A 14,071-nucleotide genomic window follows, 5' to 3' on the forward strand; every position below is an offset into this window, starting at 1 on the left:
CGTCCGGCCGCAAGCCGCCGCTCCTCCAGTTGCTGGGTCGTCCAACGCCTCGGCTGCCACGCCATGGAAGCGCCCCCTCCATGGAGCAACCGCCGGTCCCTTACCCAACTTCCCTGAAGGGGGTTAGTGGTTGAGGTGGTGGACGTGGATCGCCCAAATGAACGTATCGGCCGACTGGACCTTCTCCGTCCACGACACGATGGGCTCGTGGTCCCCCGCGAGGGCGAAGTCAGGCAGCCCCCACAGCAGTCTGCCCGGGCTCGGTCTCAAGACACCGCCCAGTGACTCCCATCGGGCTCCCGTCCAGCGCCGCGTCTGGCCAATCCGACTGCCCGTCTCGGTCGCGGAGGGCGCTTCGCTCGCGAGCACGACCAGCGACCCGTGGGAGTCCAGTGCAATGGCGTCCACTTGCCGGGACGTCCCGCCGGCAATATCCGTCAATGGTTCGCCGACCGTCACCCAGGCGCCCCCATTCCATTTCCTGACGAGCCCCGTCCAGGCTCCATTGATCAAGCCAGTTCCTCCCACAAGCAAGTACCCATCGCGTCCCATGCAACGGGTTACCGGCAGCAGGCCAAGCCCTGTGGAAATCTCCGTCCAGGAAGTCCCATCCCACCGCATCACTCGCCCCATGTCGCCAGTGCCTGTTTCGGATTGCCTGAAAGTGACGATGGGTCTCTCCGAGGCATCCAGGTCGAACCCCAAGTAGTTGATGTTCGCGCCTCTCTTCATTGGCAGTGGCGCGGCCATGGCCACCCAATTGCTTCCATTCCATTGGCGGAAGACAACCTGTGCCTGTGAAGAACTCTCTTCGTGCCACGCCACGACCGGGAGCTCCTGGGCTCTGGAAGTAAACCCCATCCATGGGATGGCGCTCTGAGCAAGGCTGGTCGTCATGACTGGGCCCATGGGGGCCCATGCAGTTCCATTCCATCTGCGGACATGGACTTGGGTCTGGCCGAGGCCTGTCGCGTATTCCAACCAAGCCACCATCGGGTGCCCGTCAGAATTGATTTGCAGTGCATTGCCCCAGACGGAGTTGTTCGAGCCTCCGTTCAGGGGACCGCCCAGATACTCCCACCCCTCACCATTCCAGCGTTTCACATGAATCGTACCGTTCTGCGCCCAGGCCACGATGGGCAGGGCATCCATTCCCACCCGGAGTGACGTATCTCCAATGAAACTCTCCTCAAGCCTCCCTGCGAACTGCGGCTCTCCCCATTGGAGATAGGCAGGCACGAACCACGCCCAGTCCTGAAACAGTGCCTCAAGCCTGTTTCCAGCAAGATCAACGACCGTGTTTGCCATCACCACGCGGACCCGCTCATTGACCGGCAGTGGAGAAGTAGGGATCAAGCTCAGCGACCGTCCATCTGCTGAAAGCAGAACCTCCGCCTCCAGGGTTCCGGTATCCGTCATCAGTTGGACCGACTGCCCACTCACGGTGGCGGGATTCAATGACTCGGAGAAGGTCACTTGAATGGGCGTCTGTACTGGGACTTCGGAGGCGCCGTTAGCGGGGGTCTGGGCAATCTGGCGCGGCTGCGTCCGATCCACCACGACATTGCGCTCAGCGCTTAGAAAGACCTGATCATTTCGCAGAGCGCGCACGACCAGGACATGAGCCCCTTCAGCGAAGTTCCAGGTTTCCCAAGTCAGTGCGTATGGAGATTCAAGCGCCTCGACAGCAGCCCCATCCACTAGCAACTCCACACGGTCAGGTGCGGGCCCAACAACCTCCACCTGAATCCGCAGGGTGCCGTTGGTGATGCTGTCCGCTGCTGGCGACATCCAGTTGAGAAGCACGGGGCGTTCATCAGGGCTTCCAGAATCCGGTGCAGCACCGGGCTCCAGCTCTGGAATCTGGATGCAGGCACACGGAAGGAACAGCATGAACACCGCAAGGTAGAACCGACCTGAGAGCATGAATCCCATCTGAAGCAAGAACGAATCCACGAAGCTCCAGCCGCTGTCATCACGGTGCAGGCATCGGTCCATGAAGCCCAGAGCCGTCTTTACACCGGGACACGACGTCCCACTCACGAGACCCCGCGTCCATCCATGAGGAGTCGCCCTGAAACGAAAATGCCCCTGCGAAGCCAGGGCTTCACAGGGGCATCTGATGACTCAGCACTTCCACATCATGCGTCTACGGTGCGGCAGGATTCTTCTGCATGACCATGCCGGAAGCATCCAGGTCCGCAATGGTGGCCTGGCCCCAGATGGTCTCATAAGCATCGCCGTATCCCTGCTCCGGCAGCTTGCTGAACGCGACCCGGAGGGTCAGCTTGCTGATCTGGACCGAGTTGAACGAAGTCGCCCCAGCGTAGGTGAAGGAATAGCGGGTGCTGTAGCCCGAGGACAGGATGCCGAAGACCGGCTTCTCGGCGGGAGTGCCGGTCACATAAGGGGCAGTGGGTTCGGCCGAGTTGAGGAAGAACCCCTGCGCATTTCCGACCTCACCCTGGGCGTTACCGACCTTCCCGTCGCCATCGATGTCGTCGTTGAAGAAGATCTGGGCCGTCGTGCCAATCAGGGCCTTGATGGGCGCGGAGAAGCTCACATAGACGGTCTCACCGGCATTGAGCTGGGTGGAAGCCGGCGCAACCGTGGAGTTCTCCTGGTAGCGGACGTCCGTGATGGACACCGACTTCGGAGCAGCCTGGTCGCCGCCGAAGAAGAAGCCCGTCTGGCTGAAGTTGCTGCCACCCTCGGCGGACACGGCGCGCACGAAGATGTTGTACTCCTTGCCCTCCTGCACGATGCCGTTGGCAGGGGTGATGGTCGCCGAGTAGCCACCGACGTTCACCGAGGCCGTCACCGGCAGCGACTCCTTCGCGTACTCGTCCGTCAGGCGCACGAGCAGCGAGCCCGGCTGCACCGGCTGGTTGAAGTACACGTAGATGGGCTCGCCCGGGCGCACCATGTTCCGGAGCGGATCCGTCTCCACGGCGCCCTTGAGGCTGGACACGTTGCCCCCCTCGATGGTGAGTGACACGTTCGACGGCTTCGAGTAGGACAGCTGCGCGAGCGTGGTGGTCTGCGTCCCCACGATGGCGCCGCCCGAGTAGCTCTTCACGTAGCCGCCCGTGTCCACCACCCCGTCGCCGTTGGAGTCCATCGGGGCGATCCACAGGTTGTAGGTGCCGTTCAGCCGCGCCAGCTCCACGCCGGAGGGGATGCCGCTGAAGGTCAGGACACCGTTGGAGTCCGCCGTGGCCTCCACGTAGACCTTGCTCACCACGGAGTTGGCCTGGTCGTAGTTGCTCAGGATGACCGAGCCCGCGCGGTCCACTTCCAGCACGCCCTTCGCGCCCACCGCCGGACGGCCCTGCGGCGTCACCACGTTGACCGTCAGCGAGCCGTTCAGCTGCGTCAGCGTCACCGGACCGAAGCTCGCGTTGCCGTTGTTGATGGGCACCGTGCCCGCGGACGACGGCACCGTGGACGTCGCGCGCAGCGTCGAGTAGCCGCTCTTGCTGAACGTCAGCAGCACCTGCGCGCCCGCCGGCACGTCCGTCATCACGAAGTTGCCGCTCGGGTCCGTCGTCGCCGACTTGCCCGTCGGCTGGCTGCCAATCGTCATCGCGACCGTGACGTCCGCGAGCGGCTGCAGCGTCGTGCTCAGCACCTGGCCCGACACCGTGCCCTTCGGCGTGGAAGGCACCACCACCGACACGTTGTTCGGATCACGAATGCCGTCCGCGACACCATCGTTGTCCGCGTCCGTGGCGTCACCGCACCCCCAAACCATCAGCGGCAACACGGCCATCAGCACATGCTTCTTCATCGTCCCCACCTTGAATTTATGACGGAATTTTCACGCCCCAGCTGCTCCCAAAGGGCGGAAATCGGACACTCCCTGACCCGGGCCCACGCCGTCAAGGTGGGGTAAAATATACCCAAGCCCACTGGAATAGGATGACTCGCCATGTCAGACGTCAACGACCCCTGCCTGGGCTGCGCCATCGTTCACGGGGAGTTCCACCCACCGGGTGGCGTGCTCGCCCGGGCGCCCGGACTCGTCCTCCACGGGGTGGCGTCACCCAGTCCGCTCCCGGGCTGGGTGGTGCTCACGAGCGCTCAGCATGTGCGCGGCTGGTATGACCTGGACGAGGGGGCGTCGCGGGAGCTGGGCCCGTTCGCCGCCCGGGTGATGCGCGCCCAGCGCGAGGTGCTGGGCGCGGAGCACGTCTACGCCTTCGCCATTGGCGACGTGCTCCGCCACTTCCACCTGCACCTCGTGCCCCGCTTCGCGGACACGCCATCCCACCTCCGGGGTCGGGGCGCTTTCGACGCGGCTCCGGCGGAGCACCTTCCGGTGGAAACGCTGGAGGCCGCGGCCCGGCGGCTGGCGGCGGCGCTCGCCCGCTGACCCATGCCGGGCGTGCACAGGGCGCCTGGATGGGCCACTGTCATGGACCTGACACCGTATCGGGGGAAGAATGCAGGCCGTCCTCATGCGTGCGTTCCCCCTCGGCCCCTGGCTGCTGTCCCTCTGGCTCCTCACCGCCGGTCCCGCGCTCGCGGACAACAACGCGGACGAGGCGGACATCGCCTTCGAGCTGGGCAACGACGCGTACTCGCACGGCAACTACACCGAGGCGCTGCGCTCGTACTTCACCAGCTACCGGCTGGTGCCCAACCGCAACGTCCTCTTCAACATCGCGCGCTGCTTCGAGGCCCTGGGCAAGTTCAACGAGGCGTACCGCTACTACAACGACCTGCTCGGCGAGGACCTGCCGGCCGAGGACGCCTCCGAGGTCTCCCGCTCCCTGGAGCGGCTGCGCCCCAAGGTCGCCCTGGTGCGCGTCACCACCAACCCCCGGGGCGCGGACGTCTTCGTCGACCGCGCGGACCTGGGCAGCCGGGGCCGCTCGCCGCAGACGCTCGCGCTGTCGCCGGGCCGGCACAAGGTCCTGGTGCAGAAGTCCGGCTACCGCCCCACCGAGACCACCGTCACCCTCAGCCGGGGCCGGGAGGTGCCGGTGGACCTGGACCTGGCCCTCATCACCGGCGTGGTGGACGTCACCGGCACGCCCGAGGGCGCCGAGATTCGCGACAACCCCACCGGCCCCGTCCTGGGCCGCGTCCCCGCGAAGCTGCGCCTGTCCCCGGGCCAGCGCGTGCTGCACGTGCGCGCCGCGGGCCACGCGCCCGGCCAGTACGTCATCGACGTGCCCTCCGAAGGCACGCTGCCGCTCGCCGTCACGCTGAACGCCCAGACGGCGCCCACCGGGCGTGTCGTCGTCACCGCCAACCACGACGGCGCCACCGTGCGCGTGGACGGCCGGCCCGCGGGCTTCACCCCCACCGTCGTCACCCTCCCGGAGGGCGAGCACGTGCTGGAGGTGGAGAGCCGCGACGTGCGCCCGGTGCGCCAGAAGGTCACCGTCATCCCGGACCAGGAGGTGAAGGTCCACGCGACCCTGCGCTACGAGCCGCCCCCGGTGCGCGCCGCGTCCAAGCGCCTGCTGGCCGTGGACGAGGCCCCCGCCTCCACCACCGTGCTCACGCCGGAGGAGCTGCGCGCGTTCGGGTGGCGCACCCTGGCGGAGGCCCTGGCGGGCGTGCGCGGCTTCTTCCTCACCGACGACCGGACGTACACGTACCTGGGCGTGCGCGGCTTCTCACCGCCGGGCGACCTCAACACGCGCATCCTCATCCTCTGGGACGGCCACGCGATGAACGACGTGTGGGCCGGCCAGGGCTACGCGGCGCACGACCTCAGCGTGGACCTGGAGGAGGTGGAGCGCATCGAGGTGGTGCGCGGCCCCGGCAGCGCGCTGTACGGCACGGGCGCGTTCTTCGGCGTCATCAACGTGGTGCCGCGCGAGTCGCTGGGCCTGGACCGGCGGATGGAAATCACCGGCGCCGTGGGCGCGCTGGGCTCCACGCTCGTGCACGCCACCACGTCGTGGGAGGACCCGGAGCGCTCCGTCCTCTTCAGCCTCGCGGGCATGAAGTCCCACGGCGCGGACACCACCCGCCTGGGCGACCCGGGCCCCATCGTCACCGGCCTGGACGGCGAGAAGGCCGGCACCGGTTCGGTGCGCGCGCGCCTGGGCAACCTGTCGCTGGTGGCCCAGCTGCACGGGCGCAGCAAGGACGTGCCCACCGCGCCCTACGGCACGGTGGTGGGCGCGCAGGGCACGCGCGTGCAGGACGTGCGCGGCTTCGCCGAGGCGAAGTACGAGCGCCCCCTGTCCGAGCGCTTCATCCTGTCCCTGCGCGGCGCCCTGGACCTGAGCCGCTACCAGGGCCACTGGAACTACGACGGCGGCGACAGCGCGGCGACGAACACCGACTCCGGCGCGGCGGACTGGCTCACCGCCGAGGCGCGCCTGCTGGCCGGGCTGTCCGACGACAACCGCCTCACCGTGGGCGTGGAGGGCCAGTACCAGCTGCGCGTGGACCAGAAGAGCGTGGGCCCCGCGGTGGCCGCGTCGCTGGGCACGCAGACGCGCTCGCTCGTGTCCGTGTACGCGCTGGACGAGTGGCGCCTGCACCCGCGCCTGAGCCTGTCCCTGGGCTTCCGCGTTGACAGGTACTCGGACCTGGACTCGCTGCCGCTCACGCCCCGGCTCGCGGTCATCGGCCGGCCGTATGAGCAGGGCCTCACCAAGCTGGTCATCGGCCGCGCGTTCCGCGCCCCCAATGTCTACGAGCTCTTCTACGAGGACAACCTCCTCACCCAGCGCCCCGCGAAGCAACTGGAGCCGGAGACCATCACCACCTTCGAGGTGGAGCACTCACACGACCTGACGCACGAGCTGCGCGTGACGGTCGCCGGCTACCACAACCGCATCTCCCGGCTCATCACGCTCAGCACCGAGTCTGCGGCCACGCCCGCCTGCGGCACCGCGAGCGCGCCCACGCAGTGCCTGGTGTACGCGAACAACTCCGGCGAGACGCTCGCGTGGGGCGCGGAGGCCGGGCTGCACTGGCAGCCGGGCCGCTGGCTGCTGGTGGACCTGAGCTATTCCTACGTGACGCTGCGCAACGCCTCGCAGGACGTGGTGGAGGCCGCGCCCACGCACCTGGCCTCCGGGCGCTTCCTCCTGCCCGTGGGCAACGGCGACATGCGCATCGCCACGCAGGCCACGTACCAGAGCGCGCGGGTGCCCGGCATCGCGGGCGCGGACAGCGGGGAGGCGCTGCTCGTGGGCTTCGGCGTGTCCGGCGACTACGGCCGGCTGCGCTACTTCGCGGGCGTGAACAACCTGCTCGACACGCGCTACGCCTTCGTCGTGAGCGACGACGTGTCCGCCGGCCCCGTGCCCCAGTACGGCCGCACCTTCAACCTCCAGCTCACCGGCAGCTTCTGAGAGACTCGCGCGCCATGGTTGAACCCGTCCTCGACTTCATCCAGCCCGGACACCCGCTCTACGAGGGCGAGCTGGAGCTGCGCTTCCGCGTGCTGCGCGAGCCCCTGGGCCACACCCGCGCCTCCGTGAAGTTCCCCTTCGAGGACGACAGCCTCCACCTGGTGGCCCACGCGGACGGCGCCGTGCTGGGCTGCGTGCTGTTCCACCCGGAGGACGCGCACGGCGGCCGGCTCTTCCAGATGGCCGTGTCGCCGTCGCTCCAGGGAAGGGGCCTGGGCGCGAAGCTGGTGCGCGCGCTGGAGGACGCGCTGCGCGGGCGCGGCTTCCGCCACGTGCACCTGCACGCGCGCGCCCCCGTCGTCCCCTTCTACGAGCGCCTGGGCTACGCGGTGTACGGCGAGCCCTACGAAGAGGTGGGCATCCCCCACCGGAACATGCAGCGCGACCTCTGAGCCTCTGAGCCTCAGGTCGCGGGGACCTGGACCGCCGGCAGCCGGCGGCTCCCCCAGAGCACCGCCACCAGCGCCGTGAGCGACATGCCCGCGCCCACCGCGCACACGCCCGGCCAGCCCGCGCGCGTCCACGCCGCCATGCCCGCCCACGCGCCCGCGGCGCCGCCCACGAAGTAGGTCACCATGTAGAGGGTGTTGAGCCGACTCCGGGCGTCCGGCCGCAGCGAATACACGCGCGCCTGGTTGGCGATCTGATTCGCCTGCGCGCCCAGGTCCAGCAGCACCACGCCCAGCGCGATGCCCCACAGCGAGTGCCCCAGGAGCCAGAGCACGACGAAGGACGCCAGCAGCACGGCGATGGCCAGCGCGTTGATGCGCCGGCCGGCGCCCCTGTCCGCGGAGCGCCCCACCAGCGGCGCGATGACCGCGCCCGCCACGCCCACCACGCCGAAGAGGCCCGCCACCTGCGCGTCGTAGTGTCCGGGCATGGAGCGCAGGTACAGCGCCAGCGTGGCCCAGAAGGCGCTGAACGCGCCGAAGGTCAGCCCGCCCAGGAGCGCGTGCAGCCGCAGCACCGGCTCCGTGCGGGCCAGGTGGATGAGCGACCGCATCAACTGGGGATAGGGCATGGCGGCCACGGGCGGCTGCGCGGGCAGCGTGAAGCGCAGCACGACGCCCATCACGACCATCAAGCCCGCTGCCACGAAGAACATGGTGCGCCAGCCCAGGTGCGTGCCCACGAAGCCCGCCGCCGTGCGCGACAGCAGGATGCCGATGAGCAGCCCGCTCATCACCGTGCCCACCACGCGCCCGCGCTCCGAAGGGGCCGCGAGCTGCGCCGCGAACGGGATGAGCAACTGCGGCACCACCGTGGTGACGCCGATGGCGAAGCTCGCCGCCACCATCACGTGCAGCGTGGGCGCGAGCCCCGCCGCCACCAGCGCCACGCCAACGCAGCCGCACAGCACGAGGATGACCTCGCGCCGCTCCAGGCTGTCTCCCAGCGGCACCAGGAACAGCATGCCCACCGCGTAGCCCACCTGCGTCAGCGTGGGCACCAGCCCCAGCGCGCTCCCGTCCGCGCCCAGCGCCCGGCCGATGTCTCCCAGCAGGGGCTGGTTGTAATAGAGGTTCGCGACGGTGACGGCGCCGGCCACCGCCATCAGCCAGACGAGCGAGGGACGGAGCGAAGCGGAGGGCGCGGGGTCGGAAGGCGTCTGCATGGCGGGCGGCGCAACGGATAAGCCTCGCGTGGACGCGCTTCAAGCAGGACGTGCGCGCGCAGCCGCCGGCCGGGCGGGCGGGCCACGCCCCCCTTCCCCACGGCCCCCGCGCGCGGCAGGCTGCGGGCCATGCTTCGTTCCCTTCTGCTGTGCGCGGTGCTGGCCCTGGCCGGCTGTGGTGGCGACTCCTCCTCGGGTGACCCGGCCCAGGTGACGTACGCCGACGCCCTGGGCGTGAACCTGTCCTCCATGAACAAGAGCGAGTCCGGGCTCTACACGCAGGACCTGGTCGTGGGCACCGGAGCGGAGGCCGTCAACGGAAGCCGCGTGCTGGTGCACTACACCGGCTGGCTGCCGGATGGCTCCAAGTTCGACAGCAGCCGCGGCGGTCAGCCCTTCAGCTTCGCGGTGGGCGCGGGCCAGGTCATCGAGGGTTGGGACGAGGGACTCGTCGGCATGCGCGTGGGAGGCACGCGCAAGCTCGTCATCCCCTCGGACATGGGCTACGGCTCGCGCGGCGCTCCCCCGGTCATCCCGGCGGACTCCGTGCTCGTCTTCGACGTGGAGCTGATGCGCATCTACTGAGACGCCCACGGCTTCAGACGCCGGGCGTCCCTCCGGACACCGGCGGCGCCGGGGGCGTGCGCTTCTTCGGAATCGCGGAGCGCCCCTTCGGGCCCTTCAGCGCCACGCCCAGCAGCATCGTCGCGGGCAGCATCATGCCCAGCCCCTGCGTGAGGTCCTTCGGGGGATGGGTCACCACGCCCAGCACCATCCCGAGGAAGAGCAGGCCGCACACGATGCGCAGGACGAGGGCGTTCACGTTCGAAGGCTCCCAGGCGGGCAGTGCCCGTTCGCGGGCGGCCAGAGCATAGCGCGCGGCGCCCCGGCGCGCCGTCCGTTAAGGTGGCCCCGTGAGCCCCCCGAACCGCTTCCAGCCCGGGTATGAACCGCCCGCCCGCTCGCGCGACACCGCGCTCCTGTTCGCCGTGCGCGGCATGGACCTGCTCGTGTCCGAGCACGACGGCCGCCTCGACCTGCCCCGGTGCCAGGCCCTGCCGGACGCCGCGGCCAGCGCCCACTTCCTGGGCGTGCTCGACGACACGGACTGCTACGCCGCGCCCGTGCCCGGCGACTTCACGCCTCCGGAGGGGCTGAAGTTCGTCCCCGCCCGCTCGCTCTACAAGCAGGTGGACGAGGCGACGTTCGCCGTGGCGGGCCGCGCGCTCTCCATCGCGGAGTGGGACCTGAACCACCGCTTCTGCGGCAAGTGCGGCACGGCCACGCAGCGGGTCCCCGGTGAGCGCGCGCGCCGCTGCCCGGTGGACCACACGCCGTTCTACCCGCGCATCTCGCCGGCGGTCATCGTCCTCATCACCCGCGGGGACGAGATGCTGCTCGCGCGCAACGCGTCCTTCCCGGAGCCGTTCTTCAGCACCGTGGCGGGCTTCGTGGACCCCGGCGAGTCGCTGGAGGAGACCGTCCTGCGCGAGGTGAAGGAGGAGGTGGGCGTGGACCTGAGGAACGTCACCTACTTCGGCAGCCAGCCGTGGCCCTTCGGTCGCTCGCTGATGGTGGGCTTCATGGCCGAGTACGCGGGCGGCGACGTCACCGTGGACGGCAAGGAGATCGCCGAGGCGCGCTGGTTCGGCGTGGAAGACCTGCCCCGCATCCCGCCCCGCCTGAGCATCGCGCGCCACCTCATCGACACCTTCATCGACCAGGTGAAGGCCCGCCGGCCCCAGCCCTGAGCTCCCCCTCCGAGTTCCCTGGCCCGGTCCTTCCGGGCCGGGAGCCAGGCGCCCGCTCCGGAATTCCCCGCGTCCCCGGACGTGTTTCACCCGGATGGGCGCACCGGGCTTGACCCCCACCCCCAGGGTGCGCTTGATGCGCCCCTCCGCACGCACGCCATGCCCGCCGCACGCCCGCACATCGAGCCCCGCCGCGTCCCCACCGCCGACTCCGTCGTGGTGAAGGAAATGTATCTCTCACTCCAGGGCGAGTCGTCCCACGCCGGACTGCTCTGCGGCTTCATCCGCCTCACGGGCTGCCACCTGCGCTGCTCGTACTGCGACAGCGAGTTCGCCTTCCACGGCGGCAACCGCATGAAGAACGCGGACGTCGTCGCCCAGGTGCTGGCCATGAACACGCCCGCGGTGGAGGTGACGGGCGGGGAGCCCCTGCTCCAGCCCGGCGTGTATCCGCTGATGGAGTCGCTGCTGGACGCGGGCCTCAAGGTGCTGCTGGAGACGAGCGGCGCCATCGACGTGCGGCTCGTGCCCCCGGCCGTCCATAAAATCGTGGACATGAAGACGCCGTCGTCCGGCGAGTGCGACCGCAACGACTACCGCAACCTCACGTCCATGAACGCCAACGACGAGCTGAAAATCGTCATCGGCTCACGCGAGGACTACGAGTGGGCGCGCGCGCTCGTGCGCGAACACCAGCTGGGCCAGAAGCCCTACAGCGTCCTGTTCTCCACCATCTTCGACAGGCTCCACCCGCGCGAACTGGCGGAGTGGATCATCGAGGACCGGCTGCCGGTGCGCTTCCAGCTCCAGATGCACAAGTACCTCTGGGACCCCAACGCGCGCGGCGTGTGACGCGCGCTGCCCGGTCCTCACCGCCAGGACAGCGAGACGGCGGCGAGCGCGCCCCATAGCAGCAGGCCCAGCAGGTTCAGCGCCGACAGGACGCGCAGCAGGAGGGCCAGGCCCCGGTCGCCCACCTCGTGACGGCGCCGCAGCTTGCGCGTGGAGATGACGGTGCCCGCCACCGCCACCGCCAGCGTGCACGCCAGCTCCAGCAGCATCCCCAGGCCTCCGCCCTGCCGCCCGTGGGCTGCCCCCGCGAGCCGCACCACATGCGCGCCGAGGAACAGGCCTCCCAGGGCGTTGGCGAACAGCGCCAGCCGCACGGTGTGCGACGGCCGCAGGTCCCGCCGGCGCCGCTCCGCGCACGGCGCGCAGTACGCCAGCTCCTCCAGTACCTCCGTGCACGCGCCGCACAGGAAGCCGCCGCAGCGCGTGCAGAGGGCCACCGCGGCCACGGCCGGATGCTGGCCACAGCGTGCACCCGCGAGGCTCGCGGCGGATCCGGCCATGCGGCTTGCCGCCTAGAAGCCCGGAGGCGGCGTGCGGGCCGCCAGCGCCGCAATGCCGTGGACGCCCATGCCCAGGAACACCGCCGTCAGCACCGTGCTGGCCACGAAGCCCGCGACGATGAGGTTCTTGCGCGGGTGTTCGAACTGGCTGAACGCGTAGACGAGCATGTAGCAGGGGATGAGCAGCACCATCACCCCGGTGCCCACGCTGCGGCGGAAGGCGTGCGTCAGCAGCAGGACCGCGCACACGAGCGAGACGACCCCGAACAGGATGGCGAGTGGCAGGAGCGGCACACCTGCCCCCTTAGCACGCCTTCGCCCCTTTCGCGGCGGGCGTGCGCATACTAAGGACGGCCCGCCGCCCACCCGCCGAGGAGGTCCCCGCCATGGCCCTGTTCAAGACGTTCCTCATCTTCATCCTGGCCGGCACCCTGCTGGGCACCTTCATCGCGTCGCTGGCGGCCCCCTCCTACATCGAGTGGAACAACAGCACGCCGCTCGCCACGCAGACCATGTGCAACCTGCCGGAGGTCGTGCGCAGCGTGACGGCGTCGCTGATGCACTCGCAGCTCATGGGCGCGGCCATCGGCGCGGGCGTGGGCCTGGTGGCCGCCATCCTCGCCGCCGTGCGCGCCCGGAGCCGCTCCAAGCAGCGTCCGGGCACTCCGCCTCCCGCGGCCACCGCCGCCTGAGGCGGGCGCCGCTACTGCTTCGGCAGGACGTAGATGGCGGGCGACTGGCCCAGCAGCACGCCGCCGTTGCCATCCTCCACCTCCACGTAGAGGTGGAAGGCCTGGTTGGGGTCCTCCGGCGGTGACGGCACGGTCCAGGTGGGCGTGGCGACGCTGGCGTTGCTGAACGCGCCCGCCGGGTTCGCGGGCACCTGCGTCCAGCGGAAGAAGATCTCGTCCTCGTCCTGGTCCGTCACCTCCAGCTGGAGCTGGAGGACCGTGCCCTCCTCGAACTTGAGCCCGCCCGGCGTGGACGGCGAGCCCAGCGGGCGCGGTCCGGCGATGATGACGGGCTGGTGGTTGGGCGAGTAGCACCCGACGCTCCCCAGACCCAACGCGAGCAAGACGAACAAGAACGAGCGAGAACGCGACATGGACTTCCCCCTGCTAGGAACGTCCACACCCTAATTCGGCCCCCGCGCTCCGTATACCCACCCGGGGGCCCCGGCTGTTTCATCACCAGCTGATGAACGCGTCGCGGGCCGCGCGCCAACTGTCGCGCGGCGCGCATCCCGCCCCGTTGGGAAAATCCGTCCCGCCAACAAGCCGGGGGGACGAGCGTCAACGCCTTCCCGGACGCCGCGCGAAGAGCCGCAGCTTGTCCGCGCGCGTGAGCCGCTTGATGGCGGCCTCCCGGCGCAGGGCGGCGCTCCGGTCCTGGGCGGGCTCGCTCCAGACCAGCGTCACCGGCAGCCGGGCGCGCGTGTACGCGGCCCCCTTGCCCCGGCCATGCGTGGCCAGACGGCGCTCCAGGTTGTTGGTGGCGCCCGTGTACAGCGTGCCATCGCGGCAGCGCAGCATGTACACGGTCCAGGCGGCGGTGGGGGCTTCCGACACGGCGCCCCCACTCTACCGCCAGGACGGCGAACGTCAGGAGGGCTTCTGCCCGCCCCCACGCCTGCCCTGCATGCGCGCCAGCCGCCGCGTCTGCGCCCTCACCGCGTGCGTCTTCCGGACGCGCGCCATGACGTCCGACACCTGCGCCAGCGGATCCGTCCGCCACCCCGCCAGCACCTGCGTCTCATGCACCACGCCCACCAGGCTGCCCCCTGCCCCCACCACCCCCACCACCTGCACGTGGTACTGCTCCATCACCTTCAAGGCCCCCAACAGTGTGTCTGTGGGAAAAACTGTGGCGATGAAGGACGACAACGCTTCCCTGAACCCCCGGCCCTGCCCCATTTCCACGACCTCCCCGAGATGGACTCACATCCCCTGCAACTGTCCTGCCGTC

Annotated in this window: 16 protein-coding genes; 7 read left to right on the forward strand and 9 right to left on the reverse strand. The window is 69.7% G+C overall.

Going from position 1 to position 14,071, the window contains the following annotated elements; translation table 11 throughout:
- Positions 1-123: 123 nt before the first annotated feature.
- Positions 124-1,998: an Ig-like domain-containing protein gene (locus AABA78_RS31150; protein ID WP_338268749.1), complete on the reverse strand. Its 1,875-nt coding sequence runs from the start codon at positions 1,996-1,998 to the stop codon at positions 124-126.
- Between the two features lie 151 nt (positions 1,999-2,149).
- Positions 2,150-3,790, reverse strand: a complete 1,641-nt coding sequence (locus AABA78_RS31155; protein WP_338268751.1) for a carboxypeptidase-like regulatory domain-containing protein — start codon at positions 3,788-3,790, stop codon at positions 2,150-2,152.
- A 141-nt stretch (positions 3,791-3,931) separates the two neighbouring features.
- On the opposite strand from AABA78_RS31155, the gene AABA78_RS31160 reads away from it, so the two are divergent.
- The 3 genes from AABA78_RS31160 to AABA78_RS31170 all read left to right on the forward strand — a co-directional run bounded on the left by AABA78_RS31160 (position 3,932) and on the right by AABA78_RS31170 (position 7,780).
- Positions 3,932-4,375, forward strand: a complete 444-nt coding sequence (locus AABA78_RS31160; protein WP_171420714.1) for an HIT family protein — start codon at positions 3,932-3,934, stop codon at positions 4,373-4,375.
- A gap of 85 nt (positions 4,376-4,460) precedes the next feature.
- Positions 4,461-7,328: a TonB-dependent receptor domain-containing protein gene (locus tag AABA78_RS31165; protein WP_338268753.1), complete on the forward strand. Its 2,868-nt coding sequence runs from the start codon at positions 4,461-4,463 to the stop codon at positions 7,326-7,328.
- A gap of 14 nt (positions 7,329-7,342) precedes the next feature.
- Positions 7,343-7,780: a GNAT family N-acetyltransferase gene (locus AABA78_RS31170; protein WP_338268755.1), complete on the forward strand. Its 438-nt coding sequence runs from the start codon at positions 7,343-7,345 to the stop codon at positions 7,778-7,780.
- Between the two features lie 11 nt (positions 7,781-7,791).
- Here AABA78_RS31170 and AABA78_RS31175 read toward each other — a convergent pair whose 3' ends face one another.
- Entirely contained in the window at positions 7,792-9,003 is a 1,212-nt protein-coding gene (locus tag AABA78_RS31175) for an MFS transporter (protein WP_338268758.1), read from the reverse strand.
- Between the two features lie 129 nt (positions 9,004-9,132).
- Between AABA78_RS31175 and AABA78_RS31180 the strand changes: the two genes are divergently transcribed.
- Positions 9,133-9,588, forward strand: a complete 456-nt coding sequence (locus tag AABA78_RS31180; RefSeq protein WP_338268759.1) for an FKBP-type peptidyl-prolyl cis-trans isomerase — start codon at positions 9,133-9,135, stop codon at positions 9,586-9,588.
- Positions 9,589-9,601: 13 nt separating this feature from the next.
- On the opposite strand, the gene AABA78_RS31185 is transcribed toward AABA78_RS31180, so the two are convergent.
- Entirely contained in the window at positions 9,602-9,826 is a 225-nt protein-coding gene (locus AABA78_RS31185) for a hypothetical protein (RefSeq protein ID WP_171420719.1), read from the reverse strand.
- A gap of 91 nt (positions 9,827-9,917) precedes the next feature.
- Between AABA78_RS31185 and nudC the strand changes: the two genes are divergently transcribed.
- Positions 9,918-10,754, forward strand: a complete 837-nt coding sequence (gene nudC, locus AABA78_RS31190) for an NAD(+) diphosphatase (protein WP_338268762.1) — start codon at positions 9,918-9,920, stop codon at positions 10,752-10,754.
- A gap of 159 nt (positions 10,755-10,913) precedes the next feature.
- On the forward strand, positions 10,914-11,606 hold the full coding sequence (locus tag AABA78_RS31195; RefSeq protein ID WP_338268764.1) for a radical SAM protein: 693 nt from the start codon (positions 10,914-10,916) through the stop codon (positions 11,604-11,606).
- A 17-nt stretch (positions 11,607-11,623) separates the two neighbouring features.
- Here the strand turns inward: AABA78_RS31195 and AABA78_RS31200 are convergent, their stop codons facing one another.
- Together AABA78_RS31200 and AABA78_RS31205 are read right to left on the reverse strand one after the other, a co-directional pair.
- The gene (locus tag AABA78_RS31200) at positions 11,624-12,106 is read right to left on the reverse strand and encodes a hypothetical protein (protein ID WP_338268766.1); all 483 of its coding nucleotides are present in this window, start codon (positions 12,104-12,106) and stop codon (positions 11,624-11,626) included.
- Positions 12,107-12,118: 12 nt separating this feature from the next.
- Positions 12,119-12,400: a hypothetical protein gene (locus tag AABA78_RS31205; RefSeq protein WP_171422065.1), complete on the reverse strand. Its 282-nt coding sequence runs from the start codon at positions 12,398-12,400 to the stop codon at positions 12,119-12,121.
- A 92-nt stretch (positions 12,401-12,492) separates the two neighbouring features.
- On the opposite strand from AABA78_RS31205, the gene AABA78_RS31210 reads away from it, so the two are divergent.
- Positions 12,493-12,798, forward strand: a complete 306-nt coding sequence (locus tag AABA78_RS31210) for a hypothetical protein (protein ID WP_338268769.1) — start codon at positions 12,493-12,495, stop codon at positions 12,796-12,798.
- Positions 12,799-12,809: 11 nt separating this feature from the next.
- On the opposite strand, the gene AABA78_RS31215 is transcribed toward AABA78_RS31210, so the two are convergent.
- The 3 genes from AABA78_RS31215 to AABA78_RS31225 form a co-directional block, all read right to left on the reverse strand.
- Positions 12,810-13,211 carry a hypothetical protein gene (locus AABA78_RS31215; protein ID WP_338268771.1) on the reverse strand — a complete coding sequence of 134 codons (402 nt, stop codon included), beginning with the start codon at positions 13,209-13,211 and terminating at the stop codon, positions 12,810-12,812.
- Positions 13,212-13,398: 187 nt separating this feature from the next.
- A complete protein-coding gene (locus AABA78_RS31220) occupies positions 13,399-13,638 on the reverse strand; it encodes a GIY-YIG nuclease family protein (protein WP_043322549.1) in 240 nt (79 codons plus the stop codon).
- Between the two features lie 69 nt (positions 13,639-13,707).
- Positions 13,708-14,019: a CBS domain-containing protein gene (locus AABA78_RS31225; RefSeq protein WP_370469494.1), complete on the reverse strand. Its 312-nt coding sequence runs from the start codon at positions 14,017-14,019 to the stop codon at positions 13,708-13,710.
- Between the last annotated feature and the right edge of the window lie 52 nt (positions 14,020-14,071).

The sequence above is a fragment of the Corallococcus caeni genome, from assembly GCF_036245865.1.
Taxonomy (GTDB): Bacteria; Myxococcota; Myxococcia; order Myxococcales; family Myxococcaceae; genus Corallococcus; species Corallococcus caeni.

Excerpts from the sequence above, each read along its gene's own strand:
- AABA78_RS31150 (WP_338268749.1), bottom strand. The coding sequence starts at position 1,998 with ATGGACCGATGCCTGCACCGTGATGACAGCGGCTGGAGCTTCGTGGAT.
- AABA78_RS31155 (WP_338268751.1), bottom strand. The coding sequence starts at position 3,790 with ATGAAGAAGCATGTGCTGATGGCCGTGTTGCCGCTGATGGTTTGGGGG.
- AABA78_RS31160 (WP_171420714.1), top strand. The coding sequence starts at position 3,932 with ATGTCAGACGTCAACGACCCCTGCCTGGGCTGCGCCATCGTTCACGGG.
- AABA78_RS31165 (WP_338268753.1), top strand. The coding sequence starts at position 4,461 with ATGCGTGCGTTCCCCCTCGGCCCCTGGCTGCTGTCCCTCTGGCTCCTC.
- AABA78_RS31170 (WP_338268755.1), top strand. The coding sequence starts at position 7,343 with ATGGTTGAACCCGTCCTCGACTTCATCCAGCCCGGACACCCGCTCTAC.
- AABA78_RS31175 (WP_338268758.1), bottom strand. The coding sequence starts at position 9,003 with ATGCAGACGCCTTCCGACCCCGCGCCCTCCGCTTCGCTCCGTCCCTCG.
- AABA78_RS31180 (WP_338268759.1), top strand. The coding sequence starts at position 9,133 with ATGCTTCGTTCCCTTCTGCTGTGCGCGGTGCTGGCCCTGGCCGGCTGT.
- AABA78_RS31195 (WP_338268764.1), top strand. The coding sequence starts at position 10,914 with ATGCCCGCCGCACGCCCGCACATCGAGCCCCGCCGCGTCCCCACCGCC.
- AABA78_RS31200 (WP_338268766.1), bottom strand. The coding sequence starts at position 12,106 with ATGGCCGGATCCGCCGCGAGCCTCGCGGGTGCACGCTGTGGCCAGCAT.
- AABA78_RS31210 (WP_338268769.1), top strand. The coding sequence starts at position 12,493 with ATGGCCCTGTTCAAGACGTTCCTCATCTTCATCCTGGCCGGCACCCTG.
- AABA78_RS31215 (WP_338268771.1), bottom strand. The coding sequence starts at position 13,211 with ATGTCGCGTTCTCGCTCGTTCTTGTTCGTCTTGCTCGCGTTGGGTCTG.
- AABA78_RS31220 (WP_043322549.1), bottom strand. The coding sequence starts at position 13,638 with ATGCTGCGCTGCCGCGATGGCACGCTGTACACGGGCGCCACCAACAAC.
- AABA78_RS31225 (WP_370469494.1), bottom strand. The coding sequence starts at position 14,019 with ATGGGGCAGGGCCGGGGGTTCAGGGAAGCGTTGTCGTCCTTCATCGCC.